The sequence below is a fragment of the Micromonospora sp. CPCC 206060 genome (assembly GCF_036906895.1).
In the GTDB taxonomy this organism is placed as follows: Bacteria; Actinomycetota; Actinomycetes; order Mycobacteriales; family Micromonosporaceae; genus Micromonospora.
Genome location: NZ_JBAKHU010000002.1, coordinates 154546 through 176515, shown reverse-complemented (window position 1 = coordinate 176515; position 21970 = coordinate 154546). Strand labels below are relative to the sequence as shown.

The following is a 21970-nucleotide window of genomic DNA, read 5'->3' as shown; positions in this document are numbered from 1 at the left end:
CGAAATGACAATCGGGGCGTCGCCACCGACGGTGGCGACGCCCCGATCAACGGGTCCCGGAGATCAGGCCTCGGCCGAGCTCTCCTGGAGCTTCTTGACGATGTTCGGGTCGACCGGGACACCCGGGCCCATCGTCGTGGTCAGGGTGACCTTCTTGAGGTACTTGCCCTTGGCTGCGGACGGCTTGGCCCGCAGCACCTCGTCCAGCACCGCCGCGTAGTTGTCGATCAGCTGGGACTCGGAGAACGAGGCCTTGCCGATGATCAGGTGCAGGTTCGAGTGCTTGTCCACCCGGAAGGTGATCTTGCCGCCCTTGATGTCCGCGACCGCCTTGGTGACGTCCATGGTCACCGTGCCGGTCTTCGGGTTCGGCATGAGACCGCGCGGGCCCAGGATCCGCGCGATCCGACCGATCTTGGCCATCTGGTCCGGCGTGGCGATGGCCGCGTCGAAGTCCAGCCAGCCCTCCTGGATCCGGGCGACGAGTTCGTCGGTGCCCACCTCGTCCGCACCCGCAGCCACAGCCTCCTCGGCCTTGGCGCCAGCGGCGAAGACGATCACGCGGGCGGTCTTACCGGTGCCGTGCGGCAGGTTGACCGTGCCGCGGACCATCTGGTCCGCCTTGCGGGGGTCGACGCCGAGGCGCATGGCGACCTCGACCGTGGCGTCGAACTTGACGTTGGTGGTCTCCTTGGCGAGCTTGACCGCCTCGGCCGGGGTGTAGAGCTTGGTCCGGTCGATGACCTCGGCGGCCTTGCGGTAGCCCTTGCTGCGCTGCATGTCTGGTTACTCCTGTGGTTACTGGCGGGCCGCGGACGACGCGTACCCTCCCACGATCCTGAACTCGGGTGGGGCGAGACTAGTCGTTGACGGTGATGCCCATGGAGCGGGCCGTACCGGCGATGATCCGCTCGGCGTGGTCGAGGTCGTTGGCGTTGAGGTCGGACATCTTCTTCTCGGCGATCTCGCGCAGCTGGGCGCGGCTGACCGAGCCGACCTTCTCCTTGTGCGGCACGCCAGAACCCTTCGGCACGCCCGCAGCCTTGATCAGCAGCCGGGCGGCCGGCGGGGTCTTCAGCACGAAGCTGAAGGTCCGGTCCTCGTACACGCTGATCTCGGCGGGGACGATGTCACCACGCTGCGACTCGGTCTGCGCGTTGTACGACTTGCAGAACTCCATGATGTTCACGCCGTGCTGACCGAGCGCCGGACCGACCGGCGGCGCCGGGGTGGCCTGGCCCGCCGGGAGCTGAAGCGTGAAAGTCTTGACGAGCTTCTTCTTCTTCGGAGGCATGTCTACTTCCTGGGGCTTGGAACTGGGAATGATGCACCTGACTCCGCCAGCGGGTCGCACACGGCCAGCACGGCCCACGGCGGCGACGTTCTAGGGTAGCGCAGGGCTGTGCCCCGCTCTCCGACGAGGTCGCGGCGCAACGAGTGAGGCCGCGGAGCGGTACGTCGACCACCCCGCGGCACCCGAAGCTAGATCTTGGCGACCTGGTTGAAGTTGAGCTCGACCGGCGTCTCCCGACCGAAGATCGACACCAGCACCTTCAGCTTCTGCTGGTCGGCGTTGATCTCGCTGATCGTCGCCGGGAGCGAGGCGAAGGCGCCATCGGTCACCGTGACCGAGTCACCGACCTCGAAGTCGAGCACCTTGACCTCGGGCTTGGCCTTCTTGGTCTCGGTCTCCACCGCCGGCGCCAGCCACTTCAGCACCTCGTCGAGCGACAGTGGTGCCGGGCGGTCGGCCCGGTCGGTCGCCCCGACGAAGCCGGTGACCCCCGGGGTGTTCCGCACGCAGGAGTAGGACTCGGCGGTCAGCTCCATCCGGACCAGGATGTAGCCGGGGAAGACCTTGTTCTGGACCTGGAGGCGCTTACCGTTCTTGACCTCGACCTCCTCCCGGGTCGGCACCTCGACCTGGTAGATGAACTCTTCCATGTCGAGGCTGGTGATCCGGGTTTCGAGGTTGGTCTTCACCTTGTTCTCGTAACCGGCGTAGGAGTGCACCACGTACCAGTCGCCCGGGGCGTAGCGCAGCTTCTGACGCAACTCGGCAACCGGGTCGTACTCCGGCTCCGGCTCGGTGGTCGCGAATTCCGGTTCGCTGGCGGCCTCGACCGACTCGTCACCGGCCGCCGTCGCCACCGCGGACTGCTCGTCCATGGGTTCGGCGGTCTCGTCGTACTCAGGCACGCTCGCTCACTTCCGTCACTATCGCTTTAGTCAGCTGGAGTTACCGAACACCCACAGCGCGCCCTTGGCGAACACGAAGTCGAGTCCGACGACGAGCGCGGTGACCACCGCGACGAACGTGACGACGACGGCGGTGTAGGTCAGCAACTCCTTGCGGGTCGGCCAGATGACCTTACGCAGTTCGGCCACTACCTCGCGGAAGAACCGGGCGATCCGGCCGAAGAAACCCACCCGGCCGGTCTCCGACCGGGCCTTGGGCTTGCTGTCCGCCTCATCCGCCCGCTTCCGGGAACGGGTGGCGGTGCCACCGCGCGAGACCGGCTCATCCGCTTCGACGGCGTCAGCTTCGTCGGCGACGACCTCGTCATCGAGGCGGTCGTCCGCAGCGTCCTCGCCGCGCCGATTGCTCTCGGCCACTTCGCCCTCCGTCGCGGGTGATGGGTCACGCACCGGGATGGGGTACGCGCAGCGCTGTAGCGCCGGCCGGACCAGGCCGCTCCGCGGGCGGGCCGCGGCCAGCGGATCCGGCGGGAGGCCCCGATGCCTCGGAGCGACCCCGCCGATACCACCACCACGGGACCCACGCCACCTGACGGCGACGTCGACCCCCGGGAACGGTCGGGCCTGAGGCGCAGGGGTGACAGGACTTGAACCTGCAGCCTGCGGTTTTGGAGACCGCTGCTCTGCCAATTGAGCTACACCCCTGTGCGGCAATGCTCACCCTGACCCGACGAATGCCTGGACAGGGGTCACTTGCCCCACGGCGGACCAGTGTACGGGTAGCCGGCCGACTTTCCCAACCGGTACCGCCATTCGCGTTCTCAGCGCAGGTCAGGGCCGGTCCGGCAGGACGCCGGCACCGGCCCGACCGGGGTTCAGGACGGGGTACGGACGATCGCCCGGGCCTGCGACAGGACCTTCTCCCCCGCGCAGGTGGCGGTCACGTCGAGCCGGGTCAGACCCTCCCCCGCCTCCCGGGCGGTGGCCCGTACCTCGATCTCGGTGCCCGCGTCGTCGTCCGGCACCACCACCGGCCGGGTGAACCGGACGCCGTACTCCACCACCGCGTCCGGCGCGCCGGCCCACTCGGTGACGGCCCGGCCCACCAGGGCCATGGTGAACATCCCATGGGCAATGACGCCCGGCAGACCCACCCCGGTGGCGATCCGGTCGCTCCAGTGGATCGGGTTGAAGTCACCGGACGCGCCCGCGTAGCGAACCAGGTCCGCCCGGGTCACCCGGAACGTCTTGACCGGCAGCTCCATCTCAGGCCTCCCCGCGTACGACGATCTTCGACCAGGCGGTGACCACCGGCTCCCCGGCAGCCGTCACGTCGGTGCGGATGGTCAGGAAGTCGTGCCCGCCCCGGGAGACGATGTCCTCCACCGTGTTGACGCAGACCAGTTCGTCGCCGGCGGCCACCGGGCGGGTGTAGGCGAACCGCTGGTCGCCGTGCACCACACGGCTGTAGTCCACGCCGAGCTCGGGGTCGTTGATGATCTGCTCGCTGGCGGCCATGGTGATCACCACCGGGAAGGTCGGCGGGGCGACCACATCGGGATGACCGAGGCTGCGGGCGACCTCGGGGTCGTGGTACGCCGGGTCGGTCGCGCCGATCGCCGTGGCGAACTCACGGATCTTTTCTCGGCCCACCAGGTAGGGGGCGGTCGGCGGGTAGCTCCGGCCGACGAAGGACGGGTCCAGGGACATGCCGAGAACCTACACGCAACGCACAATCGCCGGTCCGGCACGCAGGTGCGGCGTAATGCGCGCCCCGTGCGCCGGACCGGCGATGGGAAGTGCGTGGCAAGCCGGCCGTGGCCGGCGTCGCTCAGCGGGTCTCGCGGTGAACGGTGTGCTTGCCGTCCCGGGGGCAGAACTTCTTCAGCTCGATGCGGTCCGGGTCGTTACGGCGGTTCTTACGCGTGATGTAGTTGCGCTCCTTGCACTCCACACACGCCAAAGTGATCTTTGGACGGACGTCGGTCGCCTTGGCCACGGCGGGGTGCCTTCCTCGCTAACGGATCAACTACGACGCACCAGCGTAGACCACTGCTACGCAGACACGCAAAGTGGGCGCCAATTGGCGCCCACGAAATCGGCCACCGGGATCGGCCCGGGTCCGAAAGTAGCGGTGGCCGGACTTGAACCGGCGACACAGCGATTATGAGCCGCTTGCTCTGCCATCTGAGCTACACCGCCGTGGGCGGGTCCAGCTGAACCCTTTGAGCCCCCTTACGGAATCGAACCGTAGACCTTCTCCTTACCATGGAGACGCTCTGCCGACTGAGCTAAGGGGGCCTGCGCGATCTCCGTGGAGCCGCGCAGAGGTAAGAGTACACGGCCTCGGCCGGTAGGTGAAATCGGATCCCCCGGCCTCGGCCAAAGGTAGCTTTTCCACAGGTCAGGGCACCGCACGCAGCCGCCGGACGTCGACAGCCAGCAGCGGCTCGACCTCTGCCTGGGCGCCGAACCACGCTTCCAGCCGCTCGTACGGCAGCGGTCGGCTGAACAGGAAGCCCTGCCCGATCTCGCAGCCGATGTCCTGGAGCAGCTCCAGGGTCAGCTCGCTCTCCACCCCCTCTGCGACCACCGCCAGGCCGAACTGCTGCGAGAGGGTCACCACAGCGTTGACGATCGCCAGATCGCTCGGGTCGGTCGCCATACCCTGCACAAAGGACCGGTCCACCTTCACCTCGTGCACCGGCAGCCGACGCAGATAGGACAGCGAGGAGTACCCGGTACCGAAGTCGTCCACGGAGAGGCGTACCCCGATCTCCCGGAGCCGGCGCAGTGCCGGCATCGGTCGGTCGGTGCCGTCCAGCACCCCGGCTTCCTTGATCTCGAAGGTGAGCTGCTCCGGCGGTACGCCGTACTCGGCCAGCAACTCCTGCACCAGGGTCGGGAAGTGCTGGTCGGTGAGCGTACGGGCGGAGAGGTTGACCGCGACCGAGAGCGGCTGCTCGGCGTGCGTCCAGTCCCGGCTACGCCGCAGCCCCTCCCGCAACACCGTCTCGGTGAGCCTGCCCAACTGCCCGGTGTGCTCGGCGACCGCCACGAAGTCCTCCGGGGCCACCACGCCGTGCGCGGGATGCTCCCACCGGGCCAGGCACTCCACCCCGACCAGCCGGCGGTCCCGCAGCGTCACCTTGGGCTGGAAGTAGACCTCCAACTCGCCGTTGTCCAGCGCCCGGCGCAGGTCCCCGGCGAGACCGAGCCGGCGCATCGAGCGGGACTCCAGGGCGGGGTTGAAGAGCTGGATGTTGCCCGGGGTGGACTTGGCGGCGGTGGCGGCCAGGTCGACCCGTTGCAGCAGGGTCGCCGGGTCGCTGCCGTGGTCGGGATGGACCGCGACCCCCACGGCGGTGTCCACGTCGAGGGTGAGAGCGTCGAAGACCATCTCGTCCCGGATCTGCTCCCGCAACTCGGCGGCGAGCGCCAGGGCCGCCTCGGCGTTCTCCACCCGCAGGGTCACCACGAACTCGTCCCCGCCGAGCCGCCCGACCAGCGCCGAGGACGGCGCCGAGGAGCGCAACCGGTCGGCCACCTCCACCAGCACCTTGTCACCGGCGGCATGCCCGAGGGACTCGTTGACCTGGCGCAGCCCGTCCACGTCGAAGAGGAGCACCGCGACGACCTCGCCCGGGGCCCGCACCCGGACCGCCTCCTCCAGCGCGTTGCTCACCCGCCGCCGGTTCGGCAGCTTGGTCAGGCCGTCGTGGTAGGCGTCGTGCCGGAGCCGGTCGACCAGACGGGAGTTCTCCAGCGCGACGGCGGCGTGCGCCGCGACCGTCTCGAAGATGGGCACGTCACCCGGGGTGAAGTTACCCATGTCGCCGAGACGGTTGGCCACCTCCAGGGTGCCGATCACCGCCTGCCCGGACCGCAGCGGAGCGACGATGACGTCCTTGACCCCGGCCCGCCGCAGCTCCGCGACCAGCTTCTCGTCCCCGCCGAGCCGGGCGCCCACCGCGACCGTCTGCCCCTCGCAGGCACGTTCCCGCACCACGGCGGGGGTACGCGCGAAGTCGAGCAGACCCGAGTCGTCGACCCGGGCGGTGAGCAGGACCTCCAGGTGCCGGCCCTGCGCCGGCAGCCAGAGGGTCGCGCACTCGGCCTGCATGAGGGCGCGGACCCGGCCGAGCAGCGAGTCGGCGAGCGTGCCGTCGTGGCCGCTCTCGGTGATCGCGCGGGTGAGTTCGTAGACGTCGGTCAGCGTGCTGTGCTGCCGGAACACCTGCGCGTAGGAGCGGTAGACCTGGACGAGAGCGACCACCAGCGCGGCCAGCAGGAAGAGCGACCACCAGGTGGTGTCCAGCGCGATCAGCACGACCAGACCGATGGCGACGTTGACCGCCACGGTGATCAGGTTGGGCATCGCCGTCCGCAGGACCTCCCAGCCGGCCGGTACGCCCTGCACCAGCGAGATCACCCCGACCACCGAGGCCAGGGTGACCAGGGTGACCGTGGTCACCCCGGCGAACAGGGCGAACCAGGTGGCCGGGCCGACCCCGACCATCGGCGGGAAGGCCAGCAGGATCAGGGAGGCGAGCGCCGTGGCCGCCGCCGCCTTGGCCACGTTGAACCAGATCTTGACCATGCCCAGCCGTCTGCGCAGCTGGGTGATCAGGGCGGCAAGCGTCGCGACCAGCACCACGGTGAGTGGCGGGAGAAAGAAGAACGCCAGGACGAGCGGGATCTCACTGAGAGTGACCGCCATCGCCTGGCGGCGGATGATGAAGTAGAGCGCCGGGATCTCGGCCGCCACCATCAACGCCAACACCAGGGCAGCGATCAGCCACTCACCGTACGGATCGTCGCTGAGTAGGCCGAGACCCGTCGAACAGATCACGGCAAGGAGCGCCAGCGGACCGGTGATGAGCCAGGCGTACTCCTCTGACCGCTTCCGCGGCGCCTTCCGGCCGGCCATCGCGCTCCTTAGAACTCCGCGATTATGTGTTCACGCCCGTCATCGGCTCCACGAGCGAGTCCGTCTGGGGCATCGACACGGCTGGCGGAGTGGCCCAGTCGAAGCCGAACGCCCAGTCAAAGCCCGTCGTGCTCCACGAGGTGATGCCCTCGCCCAGTGTGGCAGCGGAGACGACCGCGGCGGCGAGCATCAGGAGCGAGCCAAGCAGCCGGCCCAACCTTCGACCAGACATCTTTGCTCCTGTCAGAAGGGTGTCAGCGGGATGGTGGAGTGTCACGATCCTGCCACAGCCGACGGGAGCAGCAAAGCGCCGGAAAGGCTCACGCCCACACGTTGACGAGGTCAAGCCGTTCGGCGGGCCGCGGCTGCCTGCGCGGGAAGTGCAAGTTGCACGATCATCCCTCGTTTCCTTTGCGAATTCCGCTTGAAAGAACCTTTCTCTTCAAGTTCACTCACTGCCCAAATGCCCACCAAAAGGGCGCAGGATTCCAGACGGACAATTAGGACGATTGCCGTACGTGGGTAAGCCGATCACATCCCCCACCGGATGGCCGCCTGGCCCGTACAGCATTGCAGGAGGTGACAACATTTCGCGTTGCCTGCCGCCCGGCCCCGCCCGGTCCACCTGACGCCCTCGTTCCACCACCAACCGGGCCGACGGCACGTGCTCGCGGCCCCGACCACCCGGGGCGCATCCAGCGCGCGCCGTAGCCGCCGGGTTAGTCATCGCCGGGAGACATCATGAACCCGGGGACCGACAATCTGCCGGGGTGCACCAATCGGAGGTCCATCCCTGACGGGAACGATCTTTATCGGATACCCCTATCGCCCCGTGCCGCACCCCTACGGTCGACGAATCACCTTCGGGCGTGAACCAGGAATTCGCCGTCTCCACCGCCGACCGGTTCCCCACCCCACCCACCGTGAATCCGCGCCACGGAGAATCCGGCCAGACGCAACGACTCCCGCAGTTCCTCCTCGGTACGGAAACGGAGCGTCGCTTTGCTGCAAAGTTCCTCGCCGGGAAAACGGAAGTGGCGGGTGAAGGTCACCGTCCCCTCCCGCACGTCGTCCACCTCCGTCCAGGTCGTCACCGCACCACCGTCCGGCAAGAGCAGCCGACGGCGGGAGTCCCGGGGATTCCACCGTTCCCACCGGCGGTCCGCGGGATCACGTGAGTCGAACAGCAGTCGCCCACCGCGCACCAGAGCGCGCCGCAGGTCAGCCAGCACGGCGGCCCACTCCTCGTCGCCGACCAGGAACTGGGCCACGTGGCTGGTCAGTACGGCCACGTCGAAGGAATTCGGCGGCAGGACGGCCGAGGTGCCCTCGATCCACCGCACCCGCCCAGCGCCCGGTTTCGTCCCTGCAAGGTCGAGGGAGGCGCGGGCCGGATCCACACCGGTGACCCGGTGACCGGCCGCCGCGATGGCGAGGGTGAGCCGGCCGGTACCGCAACCCAGATCGAGCACCCACGCACCGGGGAGCCCATCGACGGCCGACGTACCGGTGTACGACTCCTCCACCCCGGCGAGAAAATAGTCGTCGTCGCGGCCCCAGGGGCACTCGACGTCGTAGACGCGTACCAGTCGAGGATCGATGAACTCCGCCTGCCGCATCAGCGGGATGGTAGGGCGCCATCGGCGAAGGTGGCGAACTCAATTCCCGACTCGCACGCCCTGCGCAGGTATGGCCCGAACTCCCCGTCGTTGAACTCGTCCACGTTCAGTTGAAGGCGCACCCAGTCCACCATGATCGGATGGTATCGGGAGACCTCGATCATCCCAGCGCGTCGCCGATCTTGTCGGTGATGGTGTCGTCTCCCCGTCGATGGACGCGGAAGACCTCGGGGCTCCGCCCCGAACCCCGACCCTCCTCAGAGATCAGCTCTCACGCCTGCGACACAACTTCAGCAGGCGTAATTGCTTGCCAGCAGCCGGATCTCAGTGGTGAGTTCGGCTCGCAGCGAGTCATGCTGCGGGCCGAGCAGGGCATCTGAGGTGTTACGCACCGTGGCTGAATAGCGTGCCACCGGCCTCTTCACCAACTCGGGGGGCTCCCAGTCATATCGGGCGTATATGTGAGCATGCAGAACCGCCTCAAGGTTGCCCAGGATCTCGTAATTCACCCGCCGGAAGCTCGTGTCCCGCCGGGAACAGACCCGTTGGACCGCCTCTCCCACAAGATCCATATCTGCCAGGAACGCAAGCCTGCGGGCACGTGGTAGATCGGTCAGGCGGTCAACGGACGGGTCATCGGCCAAAAAGACGCAGTAGCCCGGCAGGAACTGAGTGTCGCCGATCACCGCAAATCCCGCCGACAAACGCGCCAGAACGGTTGGATTCTCGCCTCGCAACGCCGATCCGATCCTCCCGCCAATCGATCATCGCGACAGGCTACAAGATCGGGTGAAACAACGCCACGGGGCGGGATAGCGCAGCCATGGCCGGCCTCAACCAGGACTTGACGCTCAAGCTCTCGCGGGATCGCCGGCCTTACGGCAGACATGTCGTCCCCCTCGGACGTGCCCGTTGCGTGCCCGATTTACCAGTTGGTCAGGGGCAACAGCGGTCAGCAGCAAGCTGGAGACGACAACGGCCCATGATCAGCATTTCTGCTGGTCAGGGGCCGTTGTCGCACCTGGTGGCGGGTAGAGGATTCGAACCTCTGTAGCTTTCGCGACGGATTTACAGTCCGCTCCCATTGGCCGCTCGGGCAACCCGCCAGGGCGTACCTCCGCTGTCGTGCTGCGGTGGCGGTAGCAAGGATAGCGGTTGCACCCGGCGTCGGCGCAACCGGGTACGGTCAGGGTGTCGTACCGCTGATCACGCGGTGGGCCGGACATGTAAACGTCGCCAGACAGCAGGAGCATCAGCATGGCAGCCAACCCGTCGTTCGACATCGTGAGCAAGGTCGACCGGCAGGAGGTCGACAACGCCCTCCGCCAGACGGAGAAGGAGCTCTCCACCCGCTTCGACTTCCGCGGTACGGGCGCCGAGATCTCCTGGTCGGGCGAGGAGGGGATCAGCCTCCAAGCGGAGACCGAGGAGCGGGTACGCGCCGCACTGGAGGTCTTCAAGGAGAAGCTGGTCAAGCGGAACATCTCGCTGAAGTCGCTGGACGCTGGCGACCCCCGCCCCTCGGGCAAGATTTTCAAGATCGACTGCAAGGTCATCCAGGGTATCGACTCGGACAAGGCCAAGGCGATCAGCAAGAAGATCCGCGACGAGGGCCCGAAGGGCGTGCAGGCGCAGATCCAGGGCGACCAGCTCCGGGTCACCGGCAAGAAGAAGGACGATCTCCAGACGGTCATCACGCTGCTCAAGGGCGAGGAGTTCGGCGTCGCCCTGCAGTTCACCAACTACAGGTAAGACCCGTTCGGCCGTTGCTGGTCGCCGCAGTGTAACGCCGCGCAACCTGGGCAGAGGCCGTCGCCACGGGTCATCGTTGGTCGGCGCTGTTCAGCGTCCGACGGGCCTGGCGACGGCCTGGCATGCTTTCAGCCCAGCACCAGTCCCTCCCTGCGCTGGCTAGCTCCGGTACATGGGGCGATCCTTACGTCCTGACCATCACTCAGCGGAGTTGGCCGTCAGCCAGGGCAACGCAGTGGGCGATCGTTGCATCGTCCGGATCTGCGGCGCTCGACGCCTCTGCTTGACGGACGCGACGGATGATCGCGGCAGGTCCGTGTGCCCGAAGTAGCGCCAGGGCACCGGGCCAGTCGACAAGCCCGAACCGGTCCACAATCCGGCTGGCCCCGTTACTGAGCAGTACGGCGCCGGAGAGGTCGGAGATCCGACAGCTTCCGGTGATGGCTTCGGATGCTGCCCCTGGATCATCCTTGGCTACCCAGAAGCCGCCGGGCTGGTTGCGGTTGGCCCGGAGGGCATCGATGTAGTCATTGCGGGCTCGGTGGTAGTCGGTGCTGCCCTCGGCAACGGCATCGAGCGTCGAGCGGTAGTGCCGGCCGACCGCTGCCTCGCGGCGGTCCTCGACGACAAGCGGCACGTCTTGGACTTGATCAAGCACGAGGACAGAGTCACCGAGTACGAGGTAGTCGACACGGTCGCACCTGAGACGCAGGATGGCCACCGTCGCCGACGGGCTGCTCGGGTCAGCGAGGTCGCAGGTGCTTCGGTGGGTGTCGGCTACCCGCTCGATGGCCTCGCCGAGCAGGGTCGGAAGGTCTTGGCTGGAATCGAGCCACAAGCGGCCGAGAAGTTCTGCTCCAAGCCGGCTCGCGTACCAGGCCACCCCGTGACAGCAGATTGCTTCAATGCCGGACATCCCGGCACCATCGAGCAGTACCGCGGCCGTCGGCACAGCGCCGAAGTAGTCCTCGTTTACGCTGTCCGACCTCGCCGCGACGCTGGCCATAGCCACTCGCATACCCGGCAGACCTCCTCGCCCTTCCTACCGTAGCGAAACTCAGAAAAGAGGTTTCGTTGCTTGCCTCCCGCCACGCCTCGGTCCTGCTCGATGCGGAAGGAAGCGCCAAGACGTTGTCGGGGGACCCGGGCCACCCCGATCAACGCTGCACGCTGCCCCCCACCTCAGGCCGCCACCCGGCTCCGGCCGGGGACCGGTGCTTGGCCGGGCGGCCAAGGTGGTGGGCACGGGTCAGGTGTTGGCACCCCGGGCGGCCACCGCCCAGCGGTCGGCCACCCGCCCATCGGAGACGATCACCAGCTCGTCGGCGAGGTTCACCGCCGAGCAGACGTGGTTGGGCGCCACCCGTAGTTGCTCGCCGAGCCCGGGTGTCGGCCGGTCCGCCGGGAAGACGACGGTGGCATGGTGTTCGGAGAGGGCGGTGATACGGGCCTCGGGATGGTCCGGCAACCGCCCGGCTCCGGTCACCCAGGCCGGCTGGTCCGCGCCGAGGACCTTGCTGCCGGCGTCGAGGATCACGCGCGGCCCGGACCGGCTGACCACCGTCGCCACGGCGGTGAGGGCCACGTCGGGCCACCCGCAACTGCCGAGTTCCACCTGCTGCGCGTCGCCGAAGACGTACACGCCGGGACGGAACTCGGTGAGCACGTCGCCGTCCGTGAGGTCCGCAGTGGGGGTCGAACCGCCGCTGCGGACCTCAGCGTCGATGCCCTCGGCTTCCAGCGCTGCCGCCGCCGCAACGAGCGCCCCGGCCTCGTCGGCCGCTGCGTCCGCGCGCCGACCCGGCCCGTAGCCGTGCCCGGGGAAGGTGAAGACACCCCGCACCGGCAGGCCCTGCCGGGCGGCGGCGACGGCGACCGTACCGGCCGACGCCGGCTCCACCCCGCTGCGGTGGTGACCGCTGTCCACCTCGACGAGCACCTCGGCGCCGGTGCCCACCAGTGCGCGGGCCAGCAGAGCGGCCGCCTCGGGGGAGTCGACCCCCACCCGCAGGGTGACCCGTTCGGCGAGCGCCCGCAACCGTCGGGCCCGTGCGTCCGACGCCCACACCGGGTACGCGATGAACAGGTCCGTGCACCCCGCCTCCGCGAACACCTCCGCCTCACCGATGGTCGCCACGGTGAGCCCGGCCGCGCCGTACGCCAACTGCCGCTGGGCGATCGGCACACACTTGTGGGTCTTGGCGTGCGGTCGCAGCGCGAGCCCCCGGTCAGCGGCCCCGGCCGCCATGCCCCGCAGATTGCGGTCGAGGATATCGAGGTCGACGGCCAGGTACGGGGTACCCGGCTCGATGCCCGGTGCGTCGTCGTCCATGGCCGTGAGCATGCCATGCGGGCCGGGGGCTGGCGGAACGCCGGGAACCTGGCAGGTTGAGCGCGGAGACTCAGGCCAGGTCGGTGGCGAGGGACTGCTCGACGCGTACCGCCGCATTTTGCTCGGCGCGGGCGATGGAGCCGGACGGCCGCGCGGCGACCCCGGCCGCGACGGCGACCGCAGCCCCGGCGAAGACGAAGGCCCACGGCACGCCGCCGGCCCGGTCGACGATGAGGCCGGCGACCGCGCCCCCGGCGGCGCTGGAGGCGACCGCGACGGTGACCACCCAGGTGTACGCCTCGTTCAGCATGGTGGCGGGTGCGATCCGGCCGACCATGGTGTTCTCCAGGGTGAGTGCCGGCGCAATCAGCGCGCCGCCGACGACCAGCGCCGCCCCGAGCGTGGCCGGGGTGGGCATCACGGCGAAGACCGCGAAGCTGGCGGCGACCCCCGCGAGCAGCAGCGCGAACTGCCGGGCCATGTTCCGGGCCGGTCGGCGGGTGCCGAACCAGAGTCCACCGAGGGCACTACCGACCCCCCAGACCGCGAGCAGGATCCCGGCGAGGCTCTCCGCGTCCCCGCCCGCCCGGTAACCGCTGGCAAACGCCGGTACGGTCACCCCGGCTGCGCCGAAGGCGAGGCCGAGCCCGGCCACGCAGACCAGCAGCGCCGGGAAGCCGGCCACCCGCAGTGGGCCGAGCCCCTTGGCGTGGCCGCTGGTGGGATGCGGTCGCCAGGCACGCATCACCCGGCCGAGGGCCACCGCGACGGTGCCGGTGAGGGTGACCACCGCCGAACCGAGCAGCGCGGCCTTCGCGTCGGCGACCAGCACGAAGAAGGCCACCAGCAGGGGGCCGATGACGAACACGACCTCGAAGAGGGTGGTCTCCGCCGCCAGCGCGGTGTTCCGCAGCGGGTACCGGCCGGAGGCGGGATCGGTAAGGTCGTTCCAGGCACCGCGGATCGCGGCGGTGAGCGGCGGGTAGGTCGCCCCGGCGATGCCACAGGTCAGATAGACCAGCCAGAGGGTTTCCGCACCGGACCGGCTGGCCAGCAGGAGGCCGGCGAGAGCGAACGGGTGGGCGACGGCGGTGACCAGGAGCACCGGGGTCGGTCCCACCCGGTCGGCCAGCCGTCCAGCGATCGGACTGATCACCGCCCCGGCGAGGGCGTAGACGCCGCCGGCCACTGCGGCCAGCGAGTACCGCCCGGTGACCTGCTCGACCACGAGCAGCAGGGCGAGCGGGGTCATCCCGATGCCGAGCCGCGCGAGCAGTCCGGTGACCAGGAGCATCGGTGCCCCGGGAATCCGCCAGACGCCCAGGTACTGACGCAGCGCGGTCACCGGCGGACCCCCTCGGGTGTAATGGGTGGAAGACGTTGTGACCCTAACGCTGTAACACGTTGGGACTGAACCGGTTTCCGTCTGGCGGTAAGCGGCCTCACACGGCCGTCCGCCCGTGACCTGCGGCTGGTCACGGGCGGACGACGGTACGTGTGGACCGGACGGGTCGCGTGCGGGTGACCCTGCATGCGGACCGGACGGGTCGCGTGCGGGGGACCCTGCGTGCGGACCGGACGGGTCAGCGCTGGAAGCGCACCGGACCGGTGTTGGCGGCCATCTGCTCCAGCCGGCTTACCCGGTCCTCCATCTGCGGATGGGTGGAGAAGAGCTTCGCGACCGCACCGCCCCGGAACGGGTTGTCGATCATCAGGTGTGCGGTGCTGGTCAACTGGCCCTGCGCGGGCAGGGGCCGCCGCTGGGTACCCATGTGGATCTTCCGCAGGGCGCTGGCCAGCGCGAGCGGGTCGCCGGTCAGCTGGGAGCCCGAGGCGTCCGCCTGGTACTCCCGGCTCCGGCTGATCGCCAACTGGATGATGGTGGCCGCGATCGGGCCGAGGATCAGGGTCAGCAGCAGGACGGCCGGGTTCGGGGCGTCCTCGTCGTCACCGCCACCCAACGGGATGAACCAGGCGATGTTCGCCAGCATGGTGATGATCCCCGCGAGGCCGGCGGCAACGCTGGAGATGAGGATGTCCCGGTTGTAGACGTGGGACAGCTCGTGGCCGATCACACCCCGTAGCTCCCGGTAGTCCAGGATCTCGGTGATCCCCTGCGTGACGCAGACCGCCGCGTTGGCCGGGTTCCGGCCGGTGGCGAAGGCGTTCGGCTGCGCGGTGGGGCTGACGTACAGCCGGGGCATCGGTTGCCCGGCCTGGGTGGCCAACTCCCGCACCATCCGGTACAGCTCGGGGAACTGTGCCTCGCTGACCTGTTGTGCCCGCATCGAGCGGAGTGCGAGCTTGTCGGAGTAGAAGTAGGTGAAGGCGTTCATCGTCAGGGACACGACCACGGCGATGACGAGCCCGCCACTACCGCCGAACCAGTAGCCCACGCCGAGGATCAGCGCGGTCAGCAGGCCGAGCAGCGCGGCGGTTTTGAGTCCGTTTCTGTGGCTGTGCACATTCACTCCTTCGGTGCACGGGCCGCACGGGCCCGTCGACCGGTACAACAAACCGGTACCCAGCCACCATCCGAATAATGACTGTGAGTTACCTGGGAGTGTCCGAAGGAGTGTTAAGAGGGGGCCCTTCCTATACAAAAAGCGATAAGAAGGGGCCCTTCCTTACCAGCGGGTGGCGTCGAGGAGTAACTGCGGGGCGAAGCCGAGCACGAGGGCGGCGAGGGTGGTGAGGGTGACGGCGGCAGCGACCGGCCAGGGGAGGGAGAATCCCCGACCGGCGGGGGCGGGGGCGGGCTCGGGGGTGGGGGTGAGGGCGGGGGTGTAGAGGGTGGCGGCGAGGCGGAGGTAGTAGGCGAGGCCGATCACCGCGTTGACCGCGACCACCAGGGCCAGCCAGCCGGCTCCGCCGTCCAGCAGGGCCCGGACCACCACGACCTTGGCGAAGAGCCCGGCCAGGCCCGGGGGCAGTCCGGCCAGCCCGACCAGGGCCAGCACCAGTGCGGCACCGACCAGCGGGTGCCGGCGGCCGGCACCCCGGTGGTCGGCGATCGTGCCGCCGTCGGCGCCGACCGGACGCAACGCGACCACCGCCGCGAAGGCGGCCAGTTCCAGCACGACGAAGAGGACCGCGTACGCCAGCGCCGCCGCGACCGCCGTGTCGCGTACCGCTCCGGTGCGGCCTGCGGTGAGGGCGAGCACGCCCAGCGGGGCGAGGATGTAACCGGCCTGGGCCACCGAGGACCAGGCGAGCAGCCGGACCATCCGCTGCTGGCGCAGCGCCACCAGGTTGCCGACGGTCATGGTGACCACGGCCAGAACGGCGAGTACCGGCCCGGTCCGGGTGGCCGGCAACGGCCCCTGCACGACGGCGAGCAGCGCCACGACCCCACCGAACTTGGATGCGGTGGAGAGGTAGGCGGCGACCGGTACGGGTGCGCCGTCGTAGGTGGTCGGTGCCCAGGCGTGCAGTGGTACGGCGGCGACCTTGAAGGCCAGGCCGAGCACGAGCAGCACCACGGCGGCGGAGGTGAGCGGCTGGTGGAGCGGTACCGCGACGCTGGCGGTCTCCGGGGCGGGAAGATCACCGGTGAGGGCCGGGCCGAGCCGGTCCAGGTGCAGCGTGCCGGTGGTGGCGTAGAGCAGGGCCGCACCGAGCAGGGTGACACTGGTGGCGACCACGCTGACCACGAAGAAGGTGACCGCCGCCTCGGCGCTGGCCAGGCTGCCCCGGCGCAGCCCCACCAGTACGTAGAGCGGCAGGGTCAGCGTCTCCAGGGCGACGATCAGGGTGATCAGGTCCCCGGCGGCGCCGAGCACCACGCCGCCGGTCATCGAGCAGGCGAGCAGGAAGCAGTACTCGCCGGTCGGGGTGGGGCCGGCTCGGAGGGCGGGGGCGGAGAGCGCCAGCACGCCGAGGGTGAGCAGTCCGAAGACCACGGCGACCAGGGCGCTGCGCCCGCCCGCGAGGTAGGAGCAGCCATCCGCGACGCAGAACGTGGACCGTGTCTCGCGGCCGGCCAGCAGTGCGACGAGCACGGTGGCGGCGGCCCCCGCGCCGGCCACGGCCATCGTCGCGCCGCGCCGGGCCAGCGCCAGGTCGGTCAGGAGCACGAGTACGGCGGTGCCGGCCGCCACGTACGCCGGCAGCAGGGCCAGGTGATCGATGCTCTGCACCACGCTCATCACGGCGCCACCCTCTCGATGAGTGCCTGGACCGGGTCACCGGCCATGCCGAGCACGAGACCCGGGGCGAGGCCGATGACCAGGGCGAGCAGCACCAGTGGGGCCCAGGCGGCCAGTTCGGTACGGGCCAGTGCGGCGGTCAGCGGGGCAACCGCGGGACCGGGTCGGCCGTGGGTCACCCGGCGCAGCAGCCGGAGCAGGTACGCCGCGGTGAGTGCCCCGCCGACGGCGGCGAGTACGGCCAGGGTGGTCCAGAACGGGCCACCCACCTGCACGGCGGCGACCACCGCGAACGCCTCGCCCCAGAAGCCGGCGAGGCCGGGCAGCCCGAGCGAGGCGACCGCCGCGAAGGCGAGCAGCCCGGCGAGGCGGGGTGCGGTCTCCCGCAGCCCGGAGAGTTCGGCGAGCAGTCCGGTGCCGGTACGGTCCTTGACCGCCCCGGCGAGGAAGAAGAGCAGCCCGGTGATCACCCCGTGGGCGATGTTGCCGATCAGGGCGGCCTGGAGGCCAGTGGCGGTGAGCGTGGCGACGCCGAGCAGCACGAAACCCATGTGCCCGACGCTGGAGTACGCGATGAGCCGTTTCAGCTCGTCCTGGGCGAGGCAGACCAGCGACCCGACGAGGATCGCCGCGACGGCGAGTACGCCGAGCACCGGCGCGGCCCAGCGGGCGCCTTCCGGGGCGACTCCGACGGCGACCCGGATGAGGCCGTAGGTGCCCATCTTGAGCAGTACCCCGGCAAGGACGACACTGCCCACGGTGGGCGCCTGGGTGTGCGCGTCGGGCAGCCAGGAGTGCAGCGGCCAGAGCGGGCTCTTCACCGCGAAGGCGAGGGCGAGCAGGGTGAACGCGGCGAGCTGGGTACCCCGGGACAGCCCGGTCCCCCCGGTCAGGGTGACCAGGTCGGCGGTGCCGGCGGTGGTGACCACGGTGAACACCCCGACCAGCAGCAGCACCGAGCCGAGCAGGGTGTAGAGGGCGAACTTCCGGGCCGCCCGGCGCCGGTCGGTACCGCCCCAGCCGGCGATGACCGCGTACATGGGTAGCAGCACGACCTCGAAGAAGACCAGGAAGAGCACCAGGTCCAGGGCGAGGAAGGTGCCGAGCAGGCCGACCTCGACCACCAGCAGCAGCGCGACCAGCAGCCGGCCCGGCCCGCCGTCGGGTACCCGCCACAGCGTGTACCCGCAGCAGAGCAGGGTGAGCAGGGCGGTGAGCACCACCAGCGGGTACGAGATGCCGTCCACGCCGAGGTGGAAGCGCAGGTCGAGCCCGGGTACCCAGGGCAGGTCGAGTTGGTGCCAGGGGCGGACCGCCGGGGTGTCCGGGGTGTAGGCGGTCCAGGTCCGGTCACCGGCTGCCATGGGCAGTGCCGCCAGCAGGGTCAGCGCGGCGAAGCCGGTGCCGACCGCGCGGGCGGTCCGGTCGGCCCGGGCGGGCAGGGCAGCGGTCAGCAGCGCCCCGAGTAGTGGCAGGACCAGCACCGCGACGAGCAGGAGAGTCACGCCGTACCTCCGGTGAGCAGGACGGCGGCGAGACCGATCAGCAGTACCCCGGCGAGCAGCGCGGCGACGGCCCGGGGCAGGGCCGCCCGGTGCAGGGCGGCCAGCCCCCGGCCGAGCCCCACGGTGGCCCGGCCGGTGCCCTCGACGAGGCCGTCGACCACCACCTCGTCGCCGCGCCGGGCGAGCCGGCCGAGTGCCCGCACGGGGCGTACCACGAGGGTGTGCTGGAGGTCGTCGAGCCGGAACGCCCGGGCGAACACCGGGCGCAGCGGGCCCAGGGCGACCGCCGGGTCGGCAGCCGGGTCGCGGCGCCAGACCCACCAGGCGCCGCCGGCACCGGCGGCGAGCAGCACCAGCGGGAGCAGCAGTGCCGGCCCGAGGTGGATAAGTTCGGCGTCGGGCGCGAGGGGGGCCGGTCCGGCGCCGGGCGAGAGCCGGTCGGCGACCGCGGGCAGGAAACCGGCGAGGCCGAACAGGGCGGCGGGGACCGCGAGCAGCAGCACCGGCCAGCGCATCAGGGCCGGCGGGTCGTGCAGGTGGGCACCCGGCATCCGGGGGTCACCGAGGAAGGTGCGCAGCAGCAGGCGGGTGGCGTACCAGGCGGTGACCGCGACACCGGCCAGCCCGGCCAGCCAGACCAGCCAGCCGACCCAGCCCGGGGTGGGGCCGTCGCCGTGCCGGGCCGCCTCGGCGACCGCGAGGATGCCGTCCTTGCTCCAGAACCCGGACAGCGGTGGAACCCCGGCCAGGGCGCCCAGGCCGATGACCGTGCACCAGAAGGTGACCGGCATGGTCCGGCGCAGCCCGCCCATGGTCGACATCAGGGTGCTGCCCACGGCGTGGATGACGGCTCCGGCGGCGAGGAACAGCAGTGCCTTGAACGCGGCGTGACTGAGCAGGTGGAACAGCGCGGCTGGCGGGGAGCCGACGGCGAGTGCGCCGGACATGTAGCCGATCTGGGAGACCGTGGACCAGGCGAGGACCCGTTTCAGGTCGTCCTGGGCGGTGGCTGCGAACGCGCCGAGCAGCAGGGTGACCGCGCCCATCACCCCGAGCACGGTCAACGCGACGGGGGCCTGTTCGAAGAGCGGGTAGAGCCGGGTCACCGCGTAGATGCCGGCGGCCACCATGGTCGCGGCGTGGATCAGCGCGGAGATCGGGGTGGGGCCGGCCATCGCGTCCGGTAGCCAGGTGTGCAGCGGGAACTGGGCGCTCTTGCCGGCGACCCCGGCGAGCAGCAGCAGGCAGGCGGCGGTGAGGGTACCGGTCGGATGGTCGTGGGCGAGCACGTCGGCGATCCGGAAACTGCCGGCGGAGACGCCGAGCAGGGCGATGCCGAGGAGGAAGCCGACGTCACCGACCCGGGTCACCAGGAACGCCTTCATCGCCGCCGCCGGCGCCTCCGGCAGCCGCCGGTCGTGGGCGATGAGCAGGTAGGAGCAGATGCCCATCACCTCCCACCCGACCAGCAGCATGATCAGGTCACCGGCGACCACGACCAGCAGCATGGCGGCGGTGAAGAGGCTGATCTGCGCGGCGTAGGGCGGGTACCGGTGGTCGAGGTCGAGGTCGGCGTCGTCGGGGCCCCGGTGCAGGTAGGCGACCGAGTAGACCTGCACGGCCAGGGCCACCGCCGCGACCGCCACCGCGACCAGAGCGGCGACCGGATCGAGCCGGAAGCCGAGGGTGACCGACAGCCCGCCGAAGTCGATCCACGTCCGGGACGTCTCGACCGGACCGTCCACGGTGACCAGCAGGGCCAGCGCGACCAGCAGGGCACCGGCCGCCCCGGTGATCCCGAGCGCGATCGCCGCCGCGCGGGCCCGGTCACCACCGCCGACCCGGCCCCGGCCCCGAGTGCTGCGGCGTTGCGGCGCGGGCGGCAGCAGCAGCCCGGCCAGGGCGGCGACGAAGGGTACGGCCGGCAGCAGCGGTCCGAGTACGCGGGTCACGCCTGCACCACCTGGTCCTCGTCTGCGGTTGCCGATGGCGCGTCGTCCCCGGTCAGTGGGATCTCGTCGACCGCGACGTTGGCGCGCAGCCGGTAGAGCGCGAGGACGATGGCCAGCCCGACACCGATCTCGGCGGCGGCCAGCACGATCACGAAGAGCGCGAAGACCTGCCCGCCATGCGGCAGTGTGGCGCGGACCGTGGTGTCGGCGGTGACCAGGACCAGGTTGACCGCGTTGAGCATCAACTCCACCGCCATCAGCACCAGCACCGCGTTGCGTCGGCGCAGGACGCCGTAGACGCCGAGGCCGAAGAGGAGGGCGGCGGTAACGTACGGGATGACCGGTCTCACGGGCGCCGCCCGATCTCGGGCCGGGAGAGCACGATCGCGCCGACCAGGGCGGCCAGCAGCAGGATCGACAGCACCTCGAACGGCAGTACCCAGGAACCGAAGACGGCGGTGCCGAGCCGCTCGGCGGTACCCGCCTCCGGCAGGTCGACCCGGGTCCAGCGGAACGCGTCGACCAGCAGTACGGCCAGCCCGAGGCCACTGCCACCGCCGATCAGCGCGGCCGGCCAGCCGGGCCGGTCCAGGTCGTCCGAGGCGCCGATCGGGGCGCGGGTCAACATCACCGCGAAGAGCAGCAGCACCACCACCGCACCGACGTAGATCAGCACCTGTACCCAGGCGACCAGCTCGGCGGTGAGCACCAGGTAAAGCCCGGCCAGCGCGCCCAGGCAGACGACCAGGTAGAGGCCGGCTCGGACCAGGTGTCTCGTGGTCACCACCAGGACGCCGGCCCCGACGGCCAGCGCACCGAGGGCGGCCAGCAGGACGTCCGCCACGGTCACGGAGCCTCCCCACCGGCGGTGGGGCCGGGCTCGGGGCGTACCCGGGGAGGAGCCGGCGGGGCGGCGGGCGGCGCGGGGGCGGCGGCCTTGCGCGCGGCGGTGGTCTCCTCCTTGGCCGGCTCGCCGTTGCGGTCGTGCGCGGGCGGTGGTGGCACGGTGGCCATCCACTGGCCGAGGTGCTCCTTGTCGTGCAGCAGGTCGCGGATGTCGTACTCGGCGTACTCGAACTCCGGCGACCAGTAGAGCGCGTCGAACGGGCAGACCTCGACGCAGATACCGCAGTACATGCAGAGCGAGAAGTCGATGTCGAAGCGGTCCAGGACGTTACGTTGCCGGGGACGGGCGGCGCCGGGTACCGACACCTCCTCCTTGTGCGAGTCGATGTAGATGCACCAGTCCGGGCACTCCCGGGCGCAGAGCATGCAGACCGTGCAGTTCTCCGCCAGCAACGCGATCACCCCGCGCGAGCGGGGTGGCAGCTCGGGAGCGACGTCCGGGTACTGCTGGGTGGTCGACCGGCGGGTCATTGTCTTGAGGGTGACCGCCAGCCCCTTCGCCAGGCCCTCGCCGGGAAATCCCCGCTCGCTGCGCTCGGTCATGGCGTTCATCCTGCCCTGTGCCCCCGGCGAGCGCGACCACCACCCGGCACTTCATGCGCGACCATCAGCCGGCGTCTCAGCCGT

General features: G+C 70.2%; 23 protein-coding genes and 4 tRNA genes. 1 reads left to right on the top strand and 26 read right to left on the bottom strand.

The features are described from left to right. Window positions 1-63: 63 nt before the first annotated feature. From rplA to V6U90_RS03080, 16 genes are all read right to left on the bottom strand, one after another. A complete protein-coding gene (gene rplA / locus V6U90_RS03155; RefSeq protein WP_334431020.1) occupies window positions 64-780 on the bottom strand; it encodes a 50S ribosomal protein L1 in 717 nt (238 codons plus the stop codon). Window positions 781-859: 79 nt separating this feature from the next. Then, a complete protein-coding gene (gene rplK, locus V6U90_RS03150; RefSeq protein WP_334431019.1) occupies window positions 860-1294 on the bottom strand; it encodes a 50S ribosomal protein L11 in 435 nt (144 codons plus the stop codon). A 188-nt stretch (window positions 1295-1482) separates the two neighbouring features. Further along, on the bottom strand, window positions 1483-2199 hold the full coding sequence (nusG, locus tag V6U90_RS03145) for a transcription termination/antitermination protein NusG (RefSeq protein WP_208810862.1): 717 nt from the start codon (window positions 2197-2199) through the stop codon (window positions 1483-1485). 30 nt (window positions 2200-2229) lie between these two features. Next, window positions 2230-2616, bottom strand: a complete 387-nt coding sequence (secE, locus tag V6U90_RS03140; RefSeq protein WP_334431018.1) for a preprotein translocase subunit SecE — start codon at window positions 2614-2616, stop codon at window positions 2230-2232. Window positions 2617-2831: 215 nt separating this feature from the next. Beyond that, window positions 2832-2904, bottom strand: a tRNA-Trp gene (locus tag V6U90_RS03135). A 170-nt stretch (window positions 2905-3074) separates the two neighbouring features. Beyond that, window positions 3075-3464 carry a MaoC family dehydratase gene (locus V6U90_RS03130; RefSeq protein WP_334431017.1) on the bottom strand — a complete coding sequence of 130 codons (390 nt, stop codon included), beginning with the start codon at window positions 3462-3464 and terminating at the stop codon, window positions 3075-3077. Window position 3465: 1 nt separating this feature from the next. Further along, window positions 3466-3909, bottom strand: a complete 444-nt coding sequence (locus V6U90_RS03125) for a MaoC family dehydratase N-terminal domain-containing protein (protein WP_334431016.1) — start codon at window positions 3907-3909, stop codon at window positions 3466-3468. A gap of 121 nt (window positions 3910-4030) precedes the next feature. Continuing rightward, a complete protein-coding gene (gene rpmG / locus V6U90_RS03120; RefSeq protein ID WP_013288652.1) occupies window positions 4031-4198 on the bottom strand; it encodes a 50S ribosomal protein L33 in 168 nt (55 codons plus the stop codon). 130 nt (window positions 4199-4328) lie between these two features. Next, a tRNA-Met gene (locus V6U90_RS03115) sits at window positions 4329-4401 on the bottom strand. A gap of 26 nt (window positions 4402-4427) precedes the next feature. Further along, window positions 4428-4500 (bottom strand) — tRNA-Thr (locus V6U90_RS03110). Between the two features lie 103 nt (window positions 4501-4603). After that, a complete protein-coding gene (locus tag V6U90_RS03105) occupies window positions 4604-7129 on the bottom strand; it encodes a putative bifunctional diguanylate cyclase/phosphodiesterase (RefSeq protein ID WP_334431015.1) in 2526 nt (841 codons plus the stop codon). Window positions 7130-7151: 22 nt separating this feature from the next. Next, window positions 7152-7361 (bottom strand): hypothetical protein, encoded by a 210-nt coding sequence (locus tag V6U90_RS03100; RefSeq protein ID WP_334431014.1) that lies wholly within the window; start codon window positions 7359-7361, stop codon window positions 7152-7154. 625 nt (window positions 7362-7986) lie between these two features. Then, on the bottom strand, window positions 7987-8748 hold the full coding sequence (locus tag V6U90_RS03095) for a class I SAM-dependent methyltransferase (RefSeq protein ID WP_334431013.1): 762 nt from the start codon (window positions 8746-8748) through the stop codon (window positions 7987-7989). Next, on the bottom strand, window positions 8748-8870 hold the full coding sequence (locus V6U90_RS03090) for a hypothetical protein (RefSeq protein ID WP_334431012.1): 123 nt from the start codon (window positions 8868-8870) through the stop codon (window positions 8748-8750). Before V6U90_RS03090 ends, V6U90_RS03095 begins: the two co-directional genes overlap by 1 nt. 168 nt (window positions 8871-9038) lie before the next feature. Then, window positions 9039-9434: a diadenosine tetraphosphate hydrolase gene (locus tag V6U90_RS03085; protein WP_334431011.1), complete on the bottom strand. Its 396-nt coding sequence runs from the start codon at window positions 9432-9434 to the stop codon at window positions 9039-9041. A gap of 336 nt (window positions 9435-9770) precedes the next feature. Further along, window positions 9771-9854, bottom strand: a tRNA-Tyr gene (locus V6U90_RS03080). Window positions 9855-10005: 151 nt separating this feature from the next. On the opposite strand from V6U90_RS03080, the gene V6U90_RS03075 reads away from it, so the two are divergent. Then, a complete protein-coding gene (locus V6U90_RS03075; RefSeq protein ID WP_334431010.1) occupies window positions 10006-10500 on the top strand; it encodes a YajQ family cyclic di-GMP-binding protein in 495 nt (164 codons plus the stop codon). Window positions 10501-10702: 202 nt separating this feature from the next. On the opposite strand, the gene V6U90_RS03070 is transcribed toward V6U90_RS03075, so the two are convergent. The 10 genes from V6U90_RS03070 to V6U90_RS03025 all read right to left on the bottom strand — a co-directional run bounded on the left by V6U90_RS03070 (window position 10703) and on the right by V6U90_RS03025 (window position 21895). After that, entirely contained in the window at window positions 10703-11506 is an 804-nt protein-coding gene (locus V6U90_RS03070) for a hypothetical protein (protein ID WP_334431009.1), read from the bottom strand. 243 nt (window positions 11507-11749) lie between these two features. After that, a complete protein-coding gene (locus V6U90_RS03065) occupies window positions 11750-12832 on the bottom strand; it encodes an alanine racemase (protein ID WP_334431008.1) in 1083 nt (360 codons plus the stop codon). 70 nt (window positions 12833-12902) lie between these two features. Further along, window positions 12903-14177, bottom strand: coding sequence for an MFS transporter (locus V6U90_RS03060; protein ID WP_334431007.1), 1275 nt, complete (start codon window positions 14175-14177; stop codon window positions 12903-12905). Between the two features lie 238 nt (window positions 14178-14415). Continuing rightward, window positions 14416-15297: a zinc metalloprotease HtpX gene (gene htpX, locus V6U90_RS03055; RefSeq protein WP_334431006.1), complete on the bottom strand. Its 882-nt coding sequence runs from the start codon at window positions 15295-15297 to the stop codon at window positions 14416-14418. 162 nt (window positions 15298-15459) lie between these two features. Further along, a complete protein-coding gene (locus V6U90_RS03050; protein ID WP_334431005.1) occupies window positions 15460-16980 on the bottom strand; it encodes an NADH-quinone oxidoreductase subunit N in 1521 nt (506 codons plus the stop codon). Further along, window positions 16980-18485, bottom strand: a complete 1506-nt coding sequence (locus V6U90_RS03045; RefSeq protein ID WP_334431004.1) for a complex I subunit 4 family protein — start codon at window positions 18483-18485, stop codon at window positions 16980-16982. Before V6U90_RS03045 ends, V6U90_RS03050 begins: the two co-directional genes overlap by 1 nt. Further along, complete coding sequence (locus V6U90_RS03040) at window positions 18482-20437, bottom strand: NADH-quinone oxidoreductase subunit 5 family protein (protein ID WP_334431003.1); 1956 nt, start codon at window positions 20435-20437, stop codon at window positions 18482-18484. The genes V6U90_RS03045 and V6U90_RS03040 overlap by 4 nt, the downstream gene beginning before the upstream one ends. Next, on the bottom strand, window positions 20434-20787 hold the full coding sequence (nuoK, locus tag V6U90_RS03035) for an NADH-quinone oxidoreductase subunit NuoK (protein WP_334431002.1): 354 nt from the start codon (window positions 20785-20787) through the stop codon (window positions 20434-20436). The genes V6U90_RS03040 and nuoK overlap by 4 nt, the downstream gene beginning before the upstream one ends. Beyond that, the gene (locus V6U90_RS03030; protein ID WP_442933512.1) at window positions 20784-21287 is read right to left on the bottom strand and encodes an NADH-quinone oxidoreductase subunit J family protein; all 504 of its coding nucleotides are present in this window, start codon (window positions 21285-21287) and stop codon (window positions 20784-20786) included. Before V6U90_RS03030 ends, nuoK begins: the two co-directional genes overlap by 4 nt. Beyond that, a complete protein-coding gene (locus tag V6U90_RS03025; RefSeq protein WP_442933511.1) occupies window positions 21284-21895 on the bottom strand; it encodes a NuoI/complex I 23 kDa subunit family protein in 612 nt (203 codons plus the stop codon). The genes V6U90_RS03030 and V6U90_RS03025 overlap by 4 nt, the downstream gene beginning before the upstream one ends. Between the last annotated feature and the right edge of the window lie 75 nt (window positions 21896-21970).